The following is a 24,655-nucleotide window of genomic DNA, read 5'->3' as shown; positions in this document are numbered from 1 at the left end:
TTTTTATAAAACACCATTCAAAACAATAGTAACTATTTCTTTTACTTATCATTAATAAAAGCAATTATTATTAATATGATTATAAATTTTGTTATTGCATTACCACCGCCATTTAGAGAAACAATAGATAATAACGCTATGAAATAGTTAATGGCCTAATGATACCGTTTTACCTACCCGTTATTTTCAGCCTATTTCAGCCCGTTATCAGACGTCATATTTGCTGCCTTATTCTCATGAATATCAATAACTTTTCTATTGTATCCATGATACGCAGGGCAGCATAAATGTTTTATTTTTAACATCTAAAAGGAATAAACATGAGCACACTCACGCCAGAACGCCCTGAAATAACACAGCAGGAACAAAAAGCTAACCGACTGCATGAAGCGAGTATTCTTAAACGTGCCAATCCTCAATTACAAAATGCGGTACATCTTGCCATTACAGAGCCTCATGCTGATCAGCAAGGTTATAACAGTAAATTTGGTGGCCGCGCCAATCAGTATGTCGCTCCAGGTGCAGTTTCTTCCATGTTCTCTCCCGCCGCTTATCTGACTGAGCTTTATCGTCAGGCTCGCGGTTTACATGCAGATAATTCCGATTATCATCTGGATAAACGCCGACCTGATTTAAAATTACTGACACTCAGCCAGCAAAATATGGATGATGAAGTTTCTACACTTTCTCTATCTAATAAAGTGTTGCTGGAAGGGATTAAGACGCTGACCGGGTTGGAAGGTCATACTAATGTAATGAAAACGCTATCAACCTTCCGCACTTCTGGTTCAATGCCGTATCACGATGCTTATGAAAATGTGCGTAAAATTATTCAGTTGCAAGCTCCAGTATTTGAACAATTCAATGAGTCACCGAAAATCGCTGATCTGATGTATCAAACCTCCCTATTAGGAATTAATGCTTTTATCTCGCCTGAGTTGTTTAATATTTTGGTGGAGAAGATTACCGATGACGAAGAGGAAATTAAGAGGCTCTATGGGAAGAATTTTGGTGATATTGAACCTGCTCTGATGGCAACACCGGAAAAGCTGAAAAGTTATTATAATCTGACGGATGAAGAACTTAATCAGTTTATTGACCAGCAAAAGATTAGACTAATACATGAGGAAATGAATTCCGAATACCCCAATCAACAACCAGCTCAATATTATCTGCTGATGCTCAATAAGATTATTCGCCTGTCCCAGGCAACAGGGCTGACACCAACAATCCTTAAAAGTATTATCTCTAGTAGCACCTATCAGGAGGTATCTATATATCCAGAGGTAATCCTGGAAGCTGTAATCACCGTATACAATGAACTTAATGATGGACCGGATATTGACGCAAAGATATTAAAGAAAATCTCTCGTGTTAAATGCTATATGCAGCGTTACGGTATTGATGCTGAAACCGCACTGATACTGTGCAATGTACCCATTTCAGGAAACATCTATAGTGGTTCCCCCAGCCAATTGTTTAATCGCTTGTTTAATACCCCACCATTGGATGGTCAGAATTTTTCCACGTCGGATAGGGAAGAGATTGATTTAAATCTGGGTAGCACCAATGATTGGCGTAAAGCGGTGCTTAAACGTGCTTTTAATGTTGATGATGACTCATTAAAACGCCTGTTCAAGATTACCAATCGTAGCAACACTAATGGGAAAATAATCCATAGCGTAGAGAATCTTTCTTATCTCTATCTGGCCAAATTGTTGGCAGACATCCATCAATTGACAATTGATGAACTGGATTTACTGCTAGTTGCCATAGACGAAGGAACAACCCATTTATCTGGGATCAATGATGAAAATCTGGCTGCTCTGATTGACAAACTTTATGCTGTTACCCGCTGGTTACGCGCACGGAAGTGGGGTATGTACCAGTTGCTTGTGATGACCACCACTGACTATAACAAAACCCTGACGCCAGAAATCCAGAACCTGCTAGATACTGTCTACAATGGCTTACAGGGCTTTAACAGTGAAAATGAGGCGAATCTGCTGTTGAAAATGTCTCCTTATATCGCCGCCGCTCTGCAATTGCCGTCGGAAAATGTTGCTCACTATGTGCTCACCTGGGCAGATCAGCTAAAACCTAGCGCAGGAAAAGTAACAGCAGGAAAATTCTTGGGATGGTTGCAGGCTCTACGCGATCCAAAACAACCAAAATCCACTGTAACACAAGAGCAGGCTGTTCAATACTGCCAATGCCTGGCACAACTAGCGCTGATTTATCGTTCCACCGGCCTTAGCGAAAACACTTTACGTCTGTTTGTCACAAAACCACAACGCTTTGGCTTTACTGAAATAACAGCATCAACACACAATGCATTATCACTGATAAGGCTGACACGTTTTACTGACTGGGTTAACTCTCTGGGTGAAAGAGCCTCTTCTGTACTGACCGAATTTGAAAAGGAAACATTAGAGGCAAAACAGTTGGCTGATGCCATGAATCTTGATAAAAATCTACTGGGGCAAGCCAGTGCTCAAGCACAAGTGAATTTCTCCAACTGGATATCTCTCGACACCATCCTGCAATGGGTGCATACCGCGCATCAATTGAACATTTCTCCACAAGGCGTTTTCACACTGGCGCAAGTAATGACCGCAGAATCTCCCCCTGACTATACCCAATGGGAAAACGTCGCTGCAATATTAACCGCCGGACTGGACACCCAGCAGACCAACACCCTGCACGCTTTTCTGGATGAGTCTCGCAGTGCCGCATTGAGTGAATACTATATCGGTAAAGTCGCTAGTCAAAACTCAGCGATTAAAAACCGTGATGACCTGTACCAATACTTATTGATTGATAATCAAGTTTCTTCTGCCATCAAAACCACGCCGATAGCTGAAGCTATCGCCAGCATCCAGCTATATGTCAACCGGGCATTGAAAAAGATGGAGGGTGATGCAGTCACAAGTGTCATCTGCCACCCGTTCTTCATCAACTGGGATAAATACAACAAACGCTACAGCACCTGGGCTAGCGTCTCTAAACTCGTTTACTACCCCGAAAATTACATCGATCCGACTATGCGTATCGGACAGACAAAAATGATGGATACGCTGCTGCAATCCATCAGCCAGAGTCAATTGAATACCGATACGGTAGAAGACGCTTTTATGTCTTATCTGACATCGTTCGAACAGGTGGCTAATCTGGAAGTCGTTAGCGCCTATCATGACAATGCCAACAGTGATCAAGGATTGACCTATTTTATCGGACACAGTAAAACAGAGGTTAATCAATATTACTGGCGTAACGTGGATCACAATAAATTCAGCGACGGTAAGTTCCCTGCCAATGCCTGGAGTGAGTGGTACAAAATTGACTGTCCAATAAATCCCTATAAGAACACTATTCGCCCAGTAATCTTCCAATCCCGCCTGTATTTAATTTGGCTGGAGCAGAGAAAGGCTGTTAAGCAAATAGAAAATAATAATCAAACCGTCGAAGAAGATTATCATCTTGAACTGAAATTGGCTCATATCCGTTATGACGGTACCTGGAATACACCAATAACCTTTGATGTAAGTGACAAGATATTGACTGTTTTTAAGATATTGACACCATTAGAACAATCGAACGCATTGGCGTTGTTGGAGCAATTGAAAAAATACCAAAAACAATTAGAGGAGAAACTGGAGGAACAGAAAAAATTCGAGGAACAACTAAAATCACTCAAGCCACTCAATCCAATAAGTCCGCCAGTATTGCTCCGCCCCCAAGAGTCATCCGAATCATTAGAAGCGCTACTAAAACAACGCAAAGAACAATTGGCTCAATGGGAAAAACAATTACTTCAACAGGAAAAACAAACGACGGAGATAAACATACTGGAAAAACAAATGGAACTAAATCAACAGGAGATACAGAAGCAACAAAATTTACTGGAACAGCAACTAGGGTTTTATTGTACAAATCATCAACACAATAAATTGCTAGTAATGTTTTATCAAAAACAGGATGATCGGGATAAATACACAACAGACGCACCAATAATCGGGCTGCATATCTCCTCAAACATGTTATCTGAAGATATGAATCTTGAAGATTACTTAACTCACATTCATAAACAATTTGATACTTATACTAAGGCCAACAGTGCCATAAGGATGAATAACCGGTATGAAGTCTCTTCATCAGCAGAAACGGATGATGATAATATCCTGGCTCTTCACCATGATACAAACGGGGCACAATATATGCAGTGGGGAACCTATCGTATTCGCCTTAACACACTGTTTGCCCGTAAATTAATTAGCCGCGCCAACACAGGGCTCGATACCATTTTGAGTATAGAAACCCAAAATATTCAAGAACCGCAATTAGGTCAGGGATTCTATGCTACGTTTATTATGCCCCCCTATAATCCATCAACTCATGGTGAGCGTTGGTTTAAGCTTCAGGTCCGATATCCTGCTGGTAACCCATATACTATCTATTCAGGCCAGTTAGAAGATACAAGTGTAAGCATCACACTATTTATCCCTATGATTACCTTTCCTTATGCTCCTCCGAACCCTGATTATCACGCCAGAGTTAATATTATCTTCAAAAAAGTTCAACAAGACTCAGATAATTACCGGCTAGGTCCTTTATTTATTAAAGATCATCAGAATAAGATATCAATAAAATTGAACTCTAATCTAGAACATTTCCAGAACGTCAATGTATTGAAGGATTCTAACAGAGAACCCATGGATTTTAGCGGCGCAAATAGTCTCTATTTCTGGGAACTGTTCTATTATGTCCCAATGTTGATTGCTCAGCGTTTACTGCACGAACAAAACTTCGATGAAGCTAACCGTTGGCTGAAATATATCTGGAATCCGTCTGGTTATATTAAGCACGGTCAAATTCAGCATTACAACTGGAACGTTCGCCCGTTGCTGGAAGATACCCGTTGGAACGATGATCCATTAAATTCAGTCGATCCTGATGCTGTAGCACAATATGATCCAATGCATTACAAAGTCGTTACTTTTATGCGCACTCTTGATCTGTTACTGGACCGTGGAGATTATGCTTATCGTCAGTTAGAACGAGACACGCTTAACGAAGCTAAGATGTGGTATATGCAGGCACTGCATCTGTTGGGTGATAAACCTGATTTATCGTTCAGTTCAGAGTGGAGCAAACAGAGTTTAGGTGACGCGGCCAGAACGGAAAAACAAGAGGAACACGCCCAAGCAATAACCTCCCTACGACAAGGTGATGTTAGTCGGCACAAAAACCCGACAGATCTTTTCTTGCCACAGGTCAATGAAGTGATGCAAAACTACTGGCAGAAACTGGAACAACGGCTGTATAACCTGCGCCACAACCTCTCTATTGACGGTCAACCGCTACATCTGCCTATTTACGCTACACCGGCGGATCCAAAAGCATTACTTAGCGCCACTGTCGCTAGCTCCCAGGGTGGAGCAGCTCTATCTCAGCCATTTATGTCACTGTGGCGTTTCCCACAGATGCTGGAAAACGCACGCAGTATGGTGAATCAGCTCACTCAATTCGGTTCCACGTTACAAAATATTATCGAACGTCAGGATGCTGAGGCATTAAATGCGCTGTTGCAGAATCAAGCCGCAGAACTGATATTGACCAATATGAGCATACAGAACAAAACCATTGAAGAGCTGGATGCTGAAAAAACCGTACTGGAGAAATCCAAAACCGGGGCGCAATCACGCTTTGACAGCTACAGCAAGCTCTATGATGAAAATATCAACGCCGGTGAAAACCAAGTGATGACGTTACATGCTTCTGTGGCTGGCATTAGCACCTCCCTTAAAGCATCACGTCTGGCAGGTGCGGCTCTTGATCTGGCACCCAACCTTTTCGGCCTCGCTGACGGTGGCTGTCATTGGGGAGCAATTGCCAAAGCGACGGGGGATGTGATGGAATTCTCCGCCAGTGTGATGAACACAGAAGCGGATAAAATTAGCCAGTCCGAAGCTTACCGTCGTCGCCGTCAGGAATGGGAAATCCAGCGTAATAATGCCAAAACAGAGCTGAAACAAATTGATGCTCAACTCAGTTCTCTGGCAATACGCCGTGAAGCAGCCGTATTACAGAAAACCAGCCTGAAAACCCAACAGGAACAAACCCACGCACAATTAGTCTTCCTACAACGTAAGTTCAGTAATCAGACGTTGTACAACTGGCTACGTGGTCGGCTGGCTGCTATTTACTTCCAGTTCTACGATTTGGCGATATCGCGTTGTCTGATGGCTGAAATGGCCTATCGTTGGGAAACTAACAATAAATCTACCCACTTTATTAAGCCTGGTGCCTGGCAAGGAACTCATGCCGGTCTGCTCGCGGGTGAAACCTTAATGTTGAATCTGGCACAGATGGAAGATGCTTATCTGAGGTGGGATAAACGCGCTCTGGAAGTGGAACGTACTGTTTCATTAGCAGACGTTTATACGGAACCTAATAAAGATAGAATTGATTTGACAGCCGAAATCACCAACTTACTCGAAAAAAGGAAAGATAACTTGGGCAATGACGATAATAGCATCCGTTTCAATGACAATAAATTGATAGCCACAGTCAATCTTGCCAGTCTGAAAATTCATGAAGACTACCCGGCATCTGTTGGCGAAACCCGACGCATCAAGCAGATCAGTGTCACCTTGCCAGCCCTATTAGGGCCATACCAGGATGTACAAGCCATTCTGTCCTACGGAGGAAGTGAAACCGGGCTAGCCGAAAGCTGCAAATCACTGGCAGTTTCCCATGGAATGAATGACAGCGGCCAATTCCAACTGGATTTCAACAATGGTAAGTTCCTACCGTTTGAAGGGATTGCGATTAATGATACGGGTACATTGACATTGAGTTTCCCAAATGCTGACAAACAGAAAACCATGTTACAAACCCTGAGTGACATCATTCTGCATATTCGCTATACCATTCGTTAATAACTTAACCAGCTTGGTCAAATGCTAAAACAGGCTCCTAAACGGGGCCTGAATTTTTTATACAAATCCATAAAAGTTCAATATCACAACCACAGACTCCCCTTCTTACTATCTCATATTGCTCATAGCTCGTTATAACAACGATATTTCTTTGTCTAATGAGCTCCTTTGCTTACCACAAAATATTAATCACCTTATTTTTCATAGTATGACATATGCAACAAAAGTAATTATTTCATTTCGTTACTGTTAACTGATTATATTACTCAGTATGCAATTATAAATTTTGTTATTGCATCACAACGACCATTTAAAGAGATAATAGATAATAACCTCATGAAATAGTTATGGCTGAATGGTGCTTTTTATTTTTCCGTTACTTTTAGCATATTTCAGCCTGCTATCAGACGTTATATTCGCCGCCTTCTTTTGACGGATATAAATAGTCTTTTTATTGTATCCACCACACGAAGGGAAACATAAGTGTTTTATTTACTTAACATTTAAAAGGAATAAACATGGACACATCCACAACCAACATCGATGATATTTTGAAAAGTAAAGGTTTTGAGTCAAAGACCGATATTTGCCACCTCTCTTTTGAAGAATTTCGCAAAAAAATGGGAGGCGATCTCTCGTGGTCACAGACCTACAACTTATATCTTGGAGCACAACAGACGCAAAAAGATAATCGCCTACATGAAGCCCGCATTCTGAAACGAGCCAATCCTCAGTTACAAAATGCGGTACATCTTGCCCTGACAACACCCCATGCTGACCAGCAAGGCTATAACAGTAAATTTGGCAACCGCGCCAGTCAGTACACAGCCCCTGGCGCAATTTCTTCTATGTTTTCTCCCGCGGCTTATCTGACTGAACTTTATCGTCAGGCACGGGATTTACATGCAGAAGATTCCGTTTATCATCTGGATACACGCCGCCCGGATCTTAAGTTACTGAAACTCAGACAGCAAAATATGGATTCAGAGATTTCCACACTTTCTCTGTCTAATGGCATGTTGCTGGAAGGTATTAAAACTCAGTCTGATTTAGACAACCACGCTAAAGTGATGGAAAAATTATCTACTTTCCGCACTTCTGGCTCTCTGCCATATCACGAATCTTATGAAAGCATACGTAAGATTATTCAATTACAGACTCCGGTGTTTGAACAATCCAGTACATTAACAAATACGCCAATCACCAAACTGATGAATCAAACCTCCTTGCTGGGGATTAATGCCTCTGTCTCACCTGAATTGTTTACTATCTTGACGGAAGAGATTACAGAAAACACCGCTAAAAACCTTTATGAGAAGAATTTTGGTAAAATTAAATCTTCTCTTGAAATTGAACCTTCTCTGATAAGAAGTCCAGAATACCTGAAAAATTATTATAATCTGACTGATAAAGAACTTAACCAGTTTATTGATAAAGAAAGCAATTTAGGCCAACAGAAATACAGTAAAAATCGGCGAATCGCTAAGGCAGTCAACGACAACAAAGAAATTGATGTTTATCAAATTACTTGGAAATATTCCTCCAACGACAGTCAGATAGAAGATGCCAGCTTATTCGTTCTCGGTGAGAAGAAATGTAAATTAAGTTTTAAGACTAAAGGAAATATAAAGCCTAATACTAATCTATCCATTAAATCAAACGGCCAAGATCTTGAACTAAAAAATAAGTTAATTGAGGCAAACCGAGTATACTCACATGATATTACGTTAGACTCTAGTCAACCTTATGAGATTAAGCTGGAATTAGTAAATAATGAAAATCAATCACAAGATACAGTAACATTTATTATTAAAGACTATGATTACTCTTCTTTATTGAAACTTAATAAGTTTATTCGCTTATCCAAGGATATAAACCTGTCACCGATGGTATTGAAGAAAATTACCCTCAGCGACCTAAATATCAACACAGAGGTATTAAAGAAAGCCTTTCGTGTTAAATACTATATGCAACGTTACGGTATTGATGCTGAAACTGCACTAATACTGTGCAAAGCACCTATTTCAGAAAACTCTTCTCATCCCAATCTAACCAAATTACTGGCAGACATCCATCAGTTAACTATTGATGAATTGAATTTACTGTTGGAAACCATAGGTAAAGGAACAACCAATTTATCTGAGATTACTCATGACAATCTGGCCGCTCTAATTGACAAACTCTATGCTGTCACTGGCTGGCTACGTATACGAAAGTGGAGTGTATATCAGCTGTTTGTGATGACGACCGATAAATATAACGAAACCCTAACCCCGGAAATACACAACCTTCTGGATACCGTCTACAATGGCTTGCAGAATTTTCACAAGGATAATCTGTTAAAAATCAAAGATAATCTACTGAAAGCCAAAGAAAGTTTACCGGAAGACAAAGATAATTTGCCGGAAGCCGAGAAATATCTGTTGGCAGCCGAGAAATATCTGTTGGAAGCCGAGAAATATCTGTTGGAATCCAAGAAAAATCCGCTGGAAATTGAGAAGAATCTGAAAGAATACGAGAAAAATCAGGGGGAATACGAAAAAAATCTGAATGAACACGAGAAATATCTGCTGAAGGCCGGAGAAAATCTGCCGAAAATCAAAAAGAATTGGCTAAATATCAAGGAAAACCTGCCAAAAGCCATATCTCCTTATATCGCCGCCGCTCTGCAATTGCCATCTGAGAATGTTGCTTTCTCCGTGCTGACTTGGGCAGATAAACTAAACTCTGGCGAAGAAAACAAAATGACGGCAGATTCATTTTGGAACTGGTTGCGGAAAAACCCGATTGAAACTCAATCGAAAACAGCTGAAAAAGCTGAAAAAGCTGAAAAAGCTGAAAAAGCTGAAAAAGCTGAAAAAGCTGAAAAAAATACACTAATTCAAAAGGCTGTCCAGTACTGCCAATGTCTGGCACAACTAGCGTTGATTTACCGTTCCACCGGCCTTAACGAAAATACCTTAAATCTGTTTGTGAAAAACCCTCAACACTTTGTCATTAAAACCGAGACGACACCAAAACATGATGTATTAACACTGGCAACACTAACGCGTTTTACTGACTGGGTTAACTCACTAGGTGAAAACGCCTCTTCTGTACTAACCGAATTTGAAAAAGGAACATTAACAACAGAACTATTGGCTAACGCCATGAATCTCGATAAAAAGCTGCTGTCACAAGCCGAGACCCAGGAAAAAACTGATTTATCCAATTGGCCATCTATCGACAGCTTATTGCAGTGGATTAGCATCTCACGTCAATTGAACATCTCCCCACAAGGCGTTTCTGCACTGGTTCAAGTACTGACTGCAGAATCTCCCTCTGACTATACCCAATGGGAAAACGTCGCTGCGATATTAACTGCCGGGCTGGACACCCAAAAGGCCAACGCTCTACATGCATTTCTGGATGAATCTCGCAGCGCTGCATTAAGCACGTACTATATTTATTCTCATAACCAAAAAGATCGAGAAGAAAGAAAACATACGGTAATTAAAAACCGTGATGATCTATATCAATACCTATTGATCGATAATCAGGTTTCCGCCGCCATTAAAACCTCTGAGATTGCTGAGGCTATCGCTAGTATCCAACTGTATATTAACCGTGCACTGAAAAATATGGAGGGAGATACTGTCACAAGTGTCACCAGCCGTTCATTCTTTACTAACTGGGATAAATATAACAAACGCTACAGCACCTGGGCCGGCATTGCTAAACTCCTTTACTACCCAGAGAATTACATCGATCCAACACTACGGATCGGACAGACAAAAATGATGGATACGCTGCTGCAATCCATCAGCCAAAGTCAATTAAATATCGATACCGTAGAAGATGCCTTTAAATCTTATCTAACATCATTCGAACAGGTGGCTAATCTGGAAGTTATCAGCGCCTATCATGACAACATTAATAATGACCAAGGATTAACCTATTTTATCGGACACAGTAAAACAGACGTTAATCAATATTATTGGCGCAGTGTGGATCACAGTAAATTCAGCAACGGTAAATTCCCCGCTAATGCCTGGAGTGAGTGGCACAAAATTGACTGCCCGATTAACCCATACCAAGACACTATCCGCCCGGTAATCTACCAATCCCGTTTGTATATAATCTGGCTGGAAGAAAAAAGGATTGCTACACATGAAGGTGGTAAAACGACCGAGAGTTTCCGTTATGAACTGAAACTGGCGCATATTCGCTATGACGGCACCTGGAACACGCCAATCACCTTTGATGTGAATGACAAAATATCTACTTTAGGATTGCAAAATAAAGCACCTGGACTTTACTGCTCAAGCTTTCAAGGCAAAGATAAATTGCTGGTTATGTTTTATCAAAAACAGAATCAATTAGATGACTACACAGACAAAGTACCAATAAAAGGACTATATATCACCTCCAATATGTCTCCTGAAGAAATGACACCTGAAAGTTACAGACTTAATGCTCATAAACAGTTTGATACCAACAATGTTATAAGAGTAAATAACCGCTATGCAGAAAGCTACGAAATCCCTTCATCAGTAAACAGTAATAATGGTTATGATTGGGGAGAGGGCTACCTGAGTATGGTGTATGGTGGGAGTATTCTGATTACCCGCAACCAAGACGATAAATCAAAAATCCACATCTCACCAAAGTTAAGAATCATTCATAATGGATATAAGGGCCGTCAGCGTAATCAGTGCAATTTAATGAAGAAATACGGTAAGCTCGGTGATAAATTTATTATTTATACCACTCTAGGTATTAACCCGAATAATTTATCAAATAAAAAATTCATCTACCCTGTTTATCAATACGAAGACACCACCAAGAAGGAAAAAGGGAAACTGCTGTTTTATCGGGATAGTGCCACTAACTTTGTAAGAGCCTGGTTCCCTGTCACTGGATCACAACAAGCACAAGAAATATCTATAGATAATCTCAGTGGTAACGATGGCTACATCGCCAATTCACTTGAAAACGAAGAGCTATTCACAAAATATTTCTATATGGATGACCACGGCGGAATTGATACTGATGTTTCTGGACCAATGTTTATTAATACAAACATTCAACCTTCAAATGTTCAAATCACAGTGAAAACAGTGAAGGAAAATGAAGAATTAAACAGTACACCATATACAGCGAACGACAAAGTTTCCGTTAAACCAGCACTCAACTTCGAAGAAATGTGTTACCAGTTTAATGGTCTAGAAGAAATAGATGTCTCCACACTAGTATTTAAAAATAACGAGGCAAGTATTGATGTCACCTTTACAGCATCTGCTGATGCATTTGAAAGTGGTCCAAGGCGTAATCTAGGCGAAGAACATTTCAACATTCGTGTTATCAAAAAAGCGAATGCTGATGATGTCCTGACCCTTCACCATGATGCAAACGGGGCACAATATATGCAATGGGGGGGTTATCGTACTCGCCTTAATACGCTATTTGCCCGTAAATTAATTAGCCGCGCCAACGCTGGGATCGACACTATTTTGAGCATGGAGACCCAAGATATCCAAGAACCTATGATGGGAACTGGGGCCTACGTGGAATTAGTTATGGATAAATATGATCCAGAAATCCACGGCACTAGTAAATCCTTTACACTCATCAATTCTGATGTTTTTAAATCTAATGATAAATTCCCTATTTATCAAGGAACATTAAGCGACAGTGTCCAAACGACTGTAGGATTATTCTTACCTCGCTTTGATGATGCTTATGGAAACAAAAACAACCTCTATGTCTATGCTGTTTATCAAAAACAGAAAACAAATAATATTCGCTTTATTAAACAGGAGAATAATGAACTCGCTACACTTGATACTACCAGGAATCAAGGAACTTTCCCGGGTCTTGCATCAACCCGAGTAGTATCCACTTTCACGGAGCACATGGATTTCAGCGGTGCAAATAGCCTTTATTTCTGGGAACTGTTCTACTATACCCCGATGTTGATTGCTCAACGTTTGCTACACGAGCAAAATTTCGATGAAGCTAATCGTTGGCTGAAATATGTCTGGAACCCATCTGGTTATATTAAGCATGATCAGATTCAGGATTACCACTGGAATGTTCGCCCATTGCAGGAAGATACCAGCTGGAACGATGACCCTCTGGATTCGGTCGATCCTGACGCTGTAGCTCAACATGACCCAATGCACTATAAAGTCGCTACGTTTATGCGCACCCTTGACCTACTGATGGCGCGTGGAGACTACGCTTATCGTCAGCTGGAGCGGGACACCCTCAACGAAGCCAAAATGTGGTACATGCAGGCACTGCATCTGTTAGGCGACAAACCCCATCTGTCACTCAATTCAACATGGGATGATACAAGTTTAAATGATGCCGCTAATCCGGAGAGACAAAAGGAGCACTCCCGCGCAATAGCCGCTCTGCAAAAAAATGATTTTGAGCTGCATGACAACCCGACAGATCTTTTCCTGCCGCAAGTCAACGAAGTGATGCTGAACTACTGGCAGACACTGGAACAACGGCTATATAACCTGCGTCATAATCTCTCTATCGACGGTCAACCCTTGCATCTGCCTATTTACGCCACACCAGCAGAGCCAAAAGCATTGCTCAGCGCCGCTGTCGCCAGCGCACAGGGAGGAAGAGGCAACCTACCAGAGCCATTTATGTCACTGTGGCGTTTCCCACATATGCTGGAAAACGCCCGTAGTATGGTCAGTCAGCTAACCCAATTCGGCTCCACGTTGCAAAATATTATCGAACGTCAGGATGCGGAGGCATTAAACATGCTGTTGCAGAATCAGGCGGCAGAACTGATATTGACCAATCTCAGCATACAGGACAAGACCATCGAAGAATTGGACGCTGAAAAAACGACACTGGAAAAAACACGCGCCGGAACCCAGTCACGTTTTAACAGTTACAACAAACTCTACGACGAAAACATCAACGCCGGTGAAAAACAGGCAATGGCGTTGCGTGCTTCCGTCGCTGGCATCTCTACTGCCCTTCAAGCATCACATCTGGCGGGCGCAGCACTTGATCTGGCACCCAACATCTTCGGCTTCGCTGATGGTGGTAGCCATTGGGGGGCGATCGCCCAAGCCACAGGTAATGTCATGGAATTCTCCGCCAGTGTCATGAACACCGAAGCGGATAAAATCAGCCAGTCGGAAGCCTACCGCCGCCGCCGTCAGGAATGGGAAATCCAGCGTAATAATGCGGAAACCGAGCTGAAACAAATCGATGCTCAACTTGGTTCGCTGGCAGTGCGCCGAGAAGCCGCAGTATTACAGAAAACCAGCCTGAAAACCCAGCAGGAACAAACCCATGCACAACTGACCTTCCTGCAACGTAAGTTCAGTAATCAGGCGCTGTTCAACTGGTTACGTGGCCGACTAGCCGCCATTTACTTCCAGTTCTACGACCTGGCCGTATCGCGTTGTCTGATGGCCGAAATGGCCTATCGTTGGGAAACTAATGATAAATCTGTCCACTTTATTAAGCCTGGTGCCTGGCAAGGAACCCATGCCGGTCTGCTCGCGGGTGAAGCCTTGATGCTGAATCTGGCACAGATGGAAGATGCCCATTTGAGACAGGATCAACGCGTGCTGGAAGTGGAACGAACCGTTTCGCTGGCCGAAGTCTATGCCAGATTACCGCAAGATAAAGGTCCATTTTCCCTGACTCAGGAAATAGAGAAGCTGGTGAGTAAAGGTTCAGTCAGTGCCGGCAAGGACAGTAATAAGCTGGCATTTGGTGACAATATTGATACCAAAACCTCCCTGGAAGCGTCCATTTCGTTGTCTAACCTGAACATTAGCAGCGATTATCCGGACTCTATTGGTAAAACTCGTCGCATCAAACAGATCAGCGTCACCCTGCCCGCTCTACTGGGACCATATCAGGATGTGCAGGCGATATTGTCTTACGGCGATAAAGCAGGATTAGCCAAAGGCTGTGAAGCATTGGCGGTTTCTCACGGCATGAATGACAGTGGTCAGTTCCAGCTTGATTTCAACGATGGCAAATTCCTGCCGTTTGAAGGGATTGACGTTGATCAAGGCACATTAACGCTGAGTTTCCCGAATGCAACCAGTAAACAAAAAACCATGCTGGAGAGTCTAAGCGACATAATTCTGCATATTCGCTACACCATTCGCCAATAACGATTTCAACTAAGTGCTAAAACAGGCCCTTAAGTGGGCCTGCAAGGAGTCTTCATGCAAAATTCACAAGAATTCAGTATTACAGAACTATCATTACCCAAAGGGGGAGGCGCTATCACAGGTATGGGTGAAGCGTTAACACCCACCGGACCGGATGGTATGGCGGCACTGTCTCTGCCATTACCTACTTCAGCCGGACGCGGCTATGCCCCCACACTCACGCTGAATTACAACAGCGGCGCTGGTAACAGCCCATTTGGTCTGGGCTGGGATTGTGGAGTTATGACTATCCGCCGCCGTACCCATTTTGGTGTTCCCCACTATGACAAAACCGATACCTTTCTGGGACCAGAAGGTGAAGTACTGGTCATCGCGGATCAACCTCGCGATGAATCCACATTACAGGGCATCAACTTAGGTACTACCTTTACTGTTACCGGCTACCGTTCCCGTCTGGAAAGCCATTTCAGCCGATTGGAGTATTGGCAACCTAAGACAAAAAACGAAACAGATTTTTGGTTGATATATAGCCCAGATGGACAAGTACATCTACTGGGTAAATCGACTCAAGCGCGGATCAGCAACCCGTCAGAAACCTCACAAACAGCACAATGGTTACTGGAAGCTTCTGTGTCACCGCATGGTGAACAAATTTATTATCAATATCGCGCCGAAGATGACACAAGTTGCGAAGCAGATGAAATAACCGCCCATCCACAAGCCACAGCGCAACGTTATCTACACATGGTGTATTACGGCAACCAGACAGCTAGCGAAACGTTACCCGGTCTGGATAGCAGCGCTCTCTCACAAAAAAACTGGTTGTTCTATCTGGTATTTGATTATGGCGAACGCCGTAACGACTTGAAAACGCCACCAGCATTTACAGCAACGGGTAACTGGCTTTGTCGTCAGGACCGTTTTTCCCGTTATGAATATGGTTTTGAGATACGTACCCGCCGTTTATGCCGTCAGGTACTGATGTATCATCGCCTGAAAGCACTGGCTAACCAGGCAAAAGAACACGATGAACCCTCACTCGTTTCACGCCTGATACTCAATTATGACGAAAGCGCAATCGCCAGCACGCTGGTATTCGTTCGTCGAGTGGGGCACGAGCAAGACGGTACTGCCGTCACCTTGCCACCATTGGAGCTGGCATATCAGGATTTTTCACCAACGCATAACAATCAATGGCAACCGATGGATGTACTGGCAAACTTCAATGCTATTCAGCGCTGGCAGTTAGTTGACCTAAAAGGCGAAGGGTTACCCGGTCTGTTATATCAAGATAAAAGAGCCTGGTGGTACCGCTCTCCGCAGCGTCAGAAAGAAAGTGGCCCAAATGCTATCACTTGGGAGAAAATACAACCTTTATCTGTTATCCCTTCCTTGCAAAATAACGCGTCACTAGTAGACATCAACGGCGATGGACAACTTGACTGGGTTATCACAGGACCTGGGTTGCGGGGATACCACAGCCAACGTCCGGATGGCAGCTGGACACGTTTTACTCCACTCAACGCCTTGCCGGTGGAATATACCCATCCCCGTGCGCAATTGGCAGATTTAATGGGCGCTGGACTATCTGATTTGGTACTGATCGGCCCTAAAAGTGTTCGTTTGTATGCCAATACCCGCGACGGCTTCACCAAAGGGCAGGATGTGGTGCAATCCGGTGATGTAACACTGCCAGTACCGGGCGCTGATGCCCGTAAGTTGGTCGCTTTTAGTGATGTACTGGGTTCCGGTCAAGCACATCTGGTTGAAATCAGTGCGACTAAAGTCACCTGCTGGCCGAATCTGGGGCACGGACGATTTGGTCAGCCAATCACTCTACCGGGATTCAGCCAGCCAACGACTGAGTTTAATCCAGCGCAGGTTTATCTGGCTGACCTGGATGGCAGCGGTCCAACTGACCTGATTTATGTTCACAAAAACCGCCTGGATATCTTCCTGAATAACAGTGGTAACGGTTTTGCTGAACCGGTGACATTGCCCTTCCCAGACGGTCTGCGTTTTGATAGCACCTGTCAGTTGCAAGTAGCCGATGTGCAGGGGGCCGGGGTAGCCAGTTTGATACTGAGCGTCCCACATATGTCTCCCCATCACTGGCGCTGCGATCTGACGAACGAGAAACCGTGGCTGCTCAGTGAAATGAATAACAATATGGGCACCCATCACACCCTGCGTTACCGCAGCTCTGCCCAGTTCTGGCTGGATGAAAAATCCGCGGTACCGGTCACCGGACAAGCACCGGTTTGTTATCTGCCCTTCCCAGTACACACCCTGTGGCAAACGCAAACAACGGATGAAATCAGCGGTAACAAATTAGTGACAACCCTACGTTATGCCCGCGGTGCTTGGGACGGACGCGAACGAGAATTTCGTGGATTTGGTTATGTAGAACAAACAGACAGCCATCAATTAGCTGAGGGCAGCGCACCAGAACGCACACCACCCGCTTTGACCAAAAACTGGTATGCCACCGGATTGCCCGTAATAGATGATGCATTATCGGCAGAGTATTGGCGTGGCGATAATCAGGCTTTTACCGGTTTTACACCGCGCTTTACCGTCTGGACAAATAACGAGGATGTTCCACTGACGCCGAAAGATGACAACGATCGATATTGGCTCAACCGGGCGCTGAAAAGTCAGCCACTGCGTAGTGAGCTGTACGGACTGGATAGCAGCGCACAAAAAGAGGTTCCCTATACTGTCACTGAATTTCGTCCACAGGTACGCCGATTACAGAATACAAAGAACCAATATCCTGTACTTTGGCCATCGGTAGCAGAAAGTCGTAACTATCACTATGAACGAGTCCCCAGTGACCCACAGTGCAGCCAGAATATCACGCTGTCCAGTGACCTATTCGGCCAGCCACTAAAACAGGTTTCGGTACAGTATCCACGCCGCAATAAACCCGCCACCACCCCGTATCCGGATATATTACCTGATACGTTGTTTGGCAACAGCTATGATGACCAGCAACACAAATTACGATTAACCTATCAACAGTTCAGTTGGCACCATCTGACCAGCAATACCGTTCGGGTTCTGGGATTACCGGATGGCACCCGCACTGATACTTATGAGATCAAACACGATGAAGTTAACCGTGGTTTAAACCTGGAAACCCTGCGTGATAAAGATATCCTGACTACGTATGATAAACTGCGCAAATACTTCGGCCAGCAGCGAACGTTTTATACCGGCGGGCAAAGTAATACACCGACACGACAGGCATTAATCGCCTTTACAGAGACAACTGTATTCGATGAGTCTACATTGTCAGCGTTTAATGGGAGTATCGCATCTGAGAAATTACCCACAACACTGGAGCAAGCCGGGTATCAACAATCAGATTATCTATTCCCTCGTACCGGGGAAGGTAAAATCTGGATAGCCCGTCACGGCTACACCGATTATGGTACATCAACACAGTTCTGGCGCCCGCAAACGCAGAGCAACACACAGCTCACAGGAAAAATCTCACTAACCTGGGATGCAAACTATTGTGTCGTGATAAAAACACAAGACGCTACTGGCCTGACAACCTCAGCCGAATATGACTGGCGCTTTCTGACCCCTGTGCAACTCACTGACATCAATGACAATCAGCACCTTATCACACTGGATGCACTGGGCCGTCCAGTAACACAGCGCTTTTGGGGAACTGAAAATGGCGTAATGACAGGTTACTCCTCACCCAAACAAAAACAATTCTTCCCACCCACCAGTATGGATGCAGCTATTGCTCTGCAAGGATCTCTCCCTGTCGCACAATGTCAAGTCTATGCACCAGAAAGCTGGATGCCGGTATTAAGTGAAGACACCTTTAATACGCTAACGCAGGAAGAGCAGAAAACACTGCGCAATTCACGGATTATCACGGAAGACTGGCGTATCTGCGCACTGGCCCGCCACCGTTGGGTAAAAGGTCAAACAAAAGACACGCCATTGGTCAATCTGTTAACCCACAGCATCAGTTTACCCCCTCATAACCTTACTCTGACCACAGATCGTTATAACAGCGATTCCAAGCAACAAATCCGTCAACAAGTGATATTCAGTGATGGCTTTGGCCGCTTGCTGCAAGCAGCCACCCGACATGAGGCCGGTATGGCCTGGAAACGTAACGAAGACGGCTCTCTGAACATAAATGTCAAACATACGGAGACCCGCTGGGCAGTGACTGGACGGACAGAATATGACAATAAAGGACAACCGATACGAACCTATCAGCCCTATTTCCTCAACGATTGGCGTTATGTCAGTGATGACAGCGCGCGGCAGGCAAAAGAAGCTTATGCAGATACCCACGTTTATGATCCCGTTGGTCGGGAAATCAAGGTTATTACCGCGAAAGGTTGGTTTCGTCGAACCTTGTTTACTCCCTGGTTTACTGTCAGTGAGGATGAAAATGATACAGCAGCTGAGGTGAAAATATAACTTGATAAACCCCGCCCGGCTGACGGGCGGGAAGCATAGATAGAGGTGAAAAGTGTCGTTAAAAATGCCGTCAGATACTCAACTTGTTATCTGGTTGATCATTGGTTTTATTGCGGCCTGGGGCGGATTAGTAAGATACCTCATTGATATACAGAACAAACAATACAAATGGAGTTGGATTAACGTCCTCTGCCAACTCATCATCTCCTGTTTTACCGGTATCTTGGGAGGATTACTGAGTTTTGAAAGTGGCGGCAGCATCTATATGACTTTTGCAATTGCCGGGCTATTCGGCACAACGGGAAGTACCGGGCTGAACTGGCTCTGGCGTCGCCTTCTTATGCATCAGGGAGGAAAGTAATGGAGGATTTTCGTTGCAACAAGAAGCCGTCTGTCTCCCGCTATAACGGGAATATCACAACAGGGAAATTATATCCAGGGAACAGAATTCAGCATTAATACATTGTCATGCAGATAAAACTGTGATTGCAGAAATTATTAAACACAGCAAAAGAGGTAAATCATGGAAAACTTTGACCCAAAATTTTATCAACATACCCCTACAGTCAACGTCTTGGATAACCGTGGCCTGACTATTCGTGACATCGGTTTTCGCCATTCCACCGCAAACGGTACTACCGATACCCTCATCACCCGCCATCAGTATGATGCCCGTGGGCACCTGATCCAGAGCATTGACCCGCGCCTGTATGAAGCCAAACAGAAAGACGACACGATAAAACCTAACTTTCTCTGGCAGTATGATTTGACCGGTAATATTTTGTGTACAGAAAGCGTCGATGCCGGTCGCACTGTCACACTAAATGATATTGAAAGCCGTCCAATACTGACCGTAACCGCAACAGGTGCCAGACAAACCCGGCAATATGAAACCTCTCCTCTGCCTGGTCGTCTGCTATCCGTGACCGAACAAGCACCGGAGGAAAAAACACCCCGCATCACCGAATACCTTATCTGGGCCGAGAATACGCCAACGGTGAAAGCTCATAACCTTGCCGGGCAGTGTGTACGCCACTACGATACGGCAGGAGTCACCCGACCAGAAAGCCTGTCGCTGACTGGTACCGTTTTATCACAGTCCCAACAATTACTGGATGATAAGAATGGCAAGGGAGAAGCTAACTGGGCAGGTAATAACGAAACCACTTGGCAGAACATATTGACCAATGAAATCTATACTACCCAGAATACCTGTGACTCCACCGGCACTTTACTGACTCAGACCGATGCGAAAGGCAACATGCAACGCCTGGCCTATGATGTGGCCGGGCAATTAAAAACAAGCTGGCTGACCGTAAAAGGCCAGAATGAGCAGATTATTGTTAAATCTTTGACCTATTCCGCAGCTGGACAGAAATTACGCGAAGAACACGGCAACAACGTTATCACCGAATACATTTATGAACCGCAAACTCAGCGTCTGATAGGTATCACCACCCAACATACAAACAACGGTAAACCAGGAGCTAAAAAGTTGCAGGATTTACGCTATAAATATGATCCTGTGGGGAATATCATCAGCATTCGTAATGATGCAGAAGCTACCCGCTTCTGGAAGAATGAGGAAGTAAAGCCAGAGAATACCTATATCTACGATTCCCTGTATCAGCTTATCAGCGCGACAGGGCGTGAAATGGCTAATATCCGTCAGCAAAGCATCTCCTCTCCGGTAATCCCCCTGACTTCTGATAACAACACCTATACCAAATTTACTCGCAATTACACTTACGACGATGGTGGTAATCTGACCAAAATCCAGCATCGTACATCTGCCACCCAAAACAACCACACCAGAGGTATCACCGTCTCGAACTGCAGCAACCGAGCAGTGTTGAGTACGCTGACTGATAATCCGAAAGAAGTGGATTCATGGTTCGATGCGGGCGGCCATCAGAAGACGTTACACCGGGCAGTAAGGAATAAACTGACTGATGAGCCAGCAGAAATGGATTCATGGTTCGATACGGACAGTCATCAAAAGACGCTGAACCCGTCAGTACTGAATTCACTGGTTGATGACCCGGCACAAGTGGATACATTGATATGGATGCGGGAGCAAAACCTGAATTGGAATACACGGGGTGAGTTACAACAAGTAACACTGGTAACACGAAGCAAAAAACCACCAGAAAAACCGCAAGGAAAATCACAACAGGAGACATGGAACAATAGCACCAATAATGACCAGGAATGGTATCGCTATGGCAGCGATGGAATGAGGCGGCTAAAAATCAGTGAACAGAAGACCGGAAACAGCACCCAACAGCAACGAGTAACTTATCTGCCGGGCCTGGAGCTACGTACTACTGGCTCAACCAGCAAAACAACAGAGGACCTACAAGTCATCATAGTGGGTGAAGCAGGCCGTGCACAGGTGCGGGTGTTACACTGGGAGAGCGGTAAACCAAAAGATATCAGCAACAATCAGATGCGTTACAGCTACGATAATCTTATCGGCTCCAGTCAACTTGAACTGGATAACGAGGGACAAATTATCAGTCAGGAAGAATACTATCCATTTGGTGGGACGGCATTATGGGCAGCAAGGAATCAGACAGAAGCCAGTTATAAAACCATCCGTTACTCAGGCAAAGAGCGGGATGCCACAGGTCTATATTATTACGGTTACCGGTATTATCAGCCGTGGGTAGGACGATGGCTGAGTGCCGACCCAGCCGGGACAGTAGATGGGCTGAATGTGTATCGGATGGTGAGGAATAATCCGGTTACACTGCTTGATCCTGATGGTAGAGCACCGATGGCTTCTGATGATATTGAAGCACTGAAAAGGAATTACAATCAAGAAAGTGGAGATTTGTTTTACGGCCTCGCACCTAACAGAGGGCGATATATAAAAAGCGTCAACCCTGATTTTAATTCAGAAAGCCCGGACAGTACGCCCATGATTATAGATGTTTATAATAATAATATTTCCAATACTATTCTGAGCAAATACTCAGTAAAAAAACTAGGTAAATTGTTTAATGACCCTAAGAAATATTCTAAGGATATTAAGGTTGCAGATAATTTAAGGAAAGATATTTTTTTAAGTAAAAGGGGACATTATCCCCTATGGGATGACTATTTTAATGCAGGAGGAGAAAACCCCAAATTCAACATTGCTAATATATATAAAGACACGATCAGTAAATATGGTTCTGACTATTATCACACATGGCATACTCCTACAGGAGCCGCACCTAAGTTACTCTGGAAAAGAGGCAGTAAACTGGGTCTAGAAATAGCAGCTAATAGTGAAAAAACAAAGATACATTTTGTCCTTGATGGACTGGATATTGAGCAAGTCGTTAATAAAACAAAAGGTTCTGATCACTTAAAGGCAGGACCTGGCGAATCAGTTACCGCTTCTGAACTACGTTATGCTTACCGAAATAGAGAGAGACTGAAAGGAAAAATTCATTTTTACGAGAATGATAAGGAAACAAGTGCACCATGGGATAAAAATCCAACGTTATGGCAGAATTATATTCCTAATAATAGGAGTGGAAATAGAAATGGCGGAATAAGATCTAGATTAAGTGCATTCATTAGAAATATACCTACATTATTTAGGCAAAGGAGATAATTACATTAGTGTAAATCTATAATAGGAAATATGTCTCGATAATATCAGACAGCCCTTATCCCGCTAAACTTCCATTCAAAGGTCCTAATCAGCAAACGTCTTTAAGAATAAGCCATGAGAAGAGATTCATCTCATGGCTTACTTACTTTCACTATTTCATTAATAACATAAAACAATTTATGCGTATAAATAATTAATACAACCTTACAAAGCTTATCTATTCTATTCAGTCTGTTACAATATATTTTAATTTCAGTATTACACAATCATAATAACAACTCATCAATTCAGATTAATACTTTAATTAAATTAATAAAACTCACTAATTTATCTCTAATTCTAAAATATCAAATCAGAAATTAACAAACTTAATGGTTCTTTATACTTATACCTGAGAGTATATGCACAATACCTTACCGAGGGTGATGGAAACGATTCAAAATTCAAAAATGTTATGCCTTTATGAAGATGAGCAGAATAGCGTATTTCATTCGGTGTCATTAAACTTATAGCGACACCCGATTTTACCAGATCCAACCTATTAGTAAAATCAGGAACAGTCAGTAACGTTAAATTTCGGCATTCAGGCAGGTAATTCAATGGAATAAAATTATCGCATTGTTTTAAGAAAGCACTATTATGTTGAGCCAGAGGAAATGTATAGATTATTTCATCAGCGTTACTTTCTGGTTCTAAAATATCATTAGATACGGCAAGACGCAGAGTTTGATAAACTCCATCTACTCTTATTATATCGTCATTATCAGGATAGTATTCAGTCGTCACATAAACAGTGATATCGCCTTTTATTAAAGAAGAAAATATAACTTCTTCTCTTATCAGGTCATCAATTAAAAAATTATTGATTATACAAACATCTCGGTAATGGTAACGTTGAACGGCCCTTCTTATGACTGTAGATATTTTATTAACATATTCGCCATTTGTCCCAATAATCAGTTTTTCTGTATTTGATAATTTGCAATTTCTACGACAATGCCAGTTATTCTCAATTCTCTGGATCCTCTCATAACACGGCAACAACTCCTGATATAACGCTTTCCCTTCTTCTGTAAGCTTGGTTCCTCCCAGTAATCGCTCAAATATTTTGGTTGAATCAATAAAGGCGATCCCCTGGGTTTGGGCCTTGCGTGACGAAAGAAAAGCACAGAGAGGAATAAATTGTTGGCAAAAGTCATCGACGCCGCAGTAAAGTTCTTCTAAATTAGACATGCCTGAGGATCTCCACGATTTTATTTTCTTTGACAAAAACTTTGATCGTGCCTCAGGCACTTAGTTCCCTTCTTAAGCAAACCTCAGGTTAACTATCAATTAATATCGCGATGAAAAACCCCCTGAACTTCCGTTCAGGGGACAAGACCGGACGGGATTCCACTTTGTTTACCCAATCATATTTAATTTATTTATCAGCGATTCTATACTTCGTTTATTTTATATTTTACTTAACCCACCATAATCATTTAAAAACAATAATATAGAGA

Annotated in this window: 6 protein-coding genes; 5 read left to right on the top strand and 1 reads right to left on the bottom strand. The window is 43.1% G+C overall.

Annotated features, from left to right (window positions below; all coding sequences use genetic code 11):
• Positions 1–320: 320 nt before the first annotated feature.
• The 5 genes from PTE_RS20120 to PTE_RS20100 all read left to right on the top strand — a co-directional run bounded on the left by PTE_RS20120 (position 321) and on the right by PTE_RS20100 (position 23,153).
• Positions 321–6,941: a Tc toxin subunit A-related protein gene (locus PTE_RS20120; protein ID WP_036849867.1), complete on the top strand. Its 6,621-nt coding sequence runs from the start codon at positions 321–323 to the stop codon at positions 6,939–6,941.
• A 518-nt stretch (positions 6,942–7,459) separates the two neighbouring features.
• On the top strand, positions 7,460–15,088 hold the full coding sequence (locus tag PTE_RS20115; RefSeq protein WP_036849865.1) for a Tc toxin subunit A-related protein: 7,629 nt from the start codon (positions 7,460–7,462) through the stop codon (positions 15,086–15,088).
• Positions 15,089–15,142: 54 nt separating this feature from the next.
• On the top strand, positions 15,143–19,546 hold the full coding sequence (locus PTE_RS20110; protein WP_036849863.1) for a SpvB/TcaC N-terminal domain-containing protein: 4,404 nt from the start codon (positions 15,143–15,145) through the stop codon (positions 19,544–19,546).
• 64 nt (positions 19,547–19,610) lie between these two features.
• A complete protein-coding gene (locus tag PTE_RS20105; RefSeq protein WP_023043406.1) occupies positions 19,611–19,907 on the top strand; it encodes a phage holin family protein in 297 nt (98 codons plus the stop codon).
• Positions 19,908–20,069: 162 nt separating this feature from the next.
• Positions 20,070–23,153 (top strand): RHS repeat-associated core domain-containing protein, encoded by a 3,084-nt coding sequence (locus tag PTE_RS20100; RefSeq protein WP_051477482.1) that lies wholly within the window; start codon positions 20,070–20,072, stop codon positions 23,151–23,153.
• A gap of 339 nt (positions 23,154–23,492) precedes the next feature.
• Here PTE_RS20100 and PTE_RS20095 read toward each other — a convergent pair whose 3' ends face one another.
• On the bottom strand, positions 23,493–24,386 hold the full coding sequence (locus PTE_RS20095) for a LysR family transcriptional regulator (protein ID WP_036849862.1): 894 nt from the start codon (positions 24,384–24,386) through the stop codon (positions 23,493–23,495).
• Between the last annotated feature and the right edge of the window lie 269 nt (positions 24,387–24,655).

Source organism: Photorhabdus khanii NC19 (genome assembly GCF_000517265.1).
GTDB lineage: Bacteria > Pseudomonadota > Gammaproteobacteria > Enterobacterales > Enterobacteriaceae > Photorhabdus > Photorhabdus khanii.
This window is presented reverse-complemented; position numbering and strand designations above follow the sequence as displayed.

Coding starts and splice junctions, on each gene's coding strand:
- PTE_RS20120 (WP_036849867.1), top strand. CDS start 321: ATGAGCACACTCACGCCAGAACGCCCTGAAATAACACAGCAGGAACAA.
- PTE_RS20115 (WP_036849865.1), top strand. CDS start 7,460: ATGGACACATCCACAACCAACATCGATGATATTTTGAAAAGTAAAGGT.
- PTE_RS20110 (WP_036849863.1), top strand. CDS start 15,143: ATGCAAAATTCACAAGAATTCAGTATTACAGAACTATCATTACCCAAA.
- PTE_RS20105 (WP_023043406.1), top strand. CDS start 19,611: ATGCCGTCAGATACTCAACTTGTTATCTGGTTGATCATTGGTTTTATT.
- PTE_RS20100 (WP_051477482.1), top strand. CDS start 20,070: ATGGAAAACTTTGACCCAAAATTTTATCAACATACCCCTACAGTCAAC.
- PTE_RS20095 (WP_036849862.1), bottom strand. CDS start 24,386: ATGTCTAATTTAGAAGAACTTTACTGCGGCGTCGATGACTTTTGCCAA.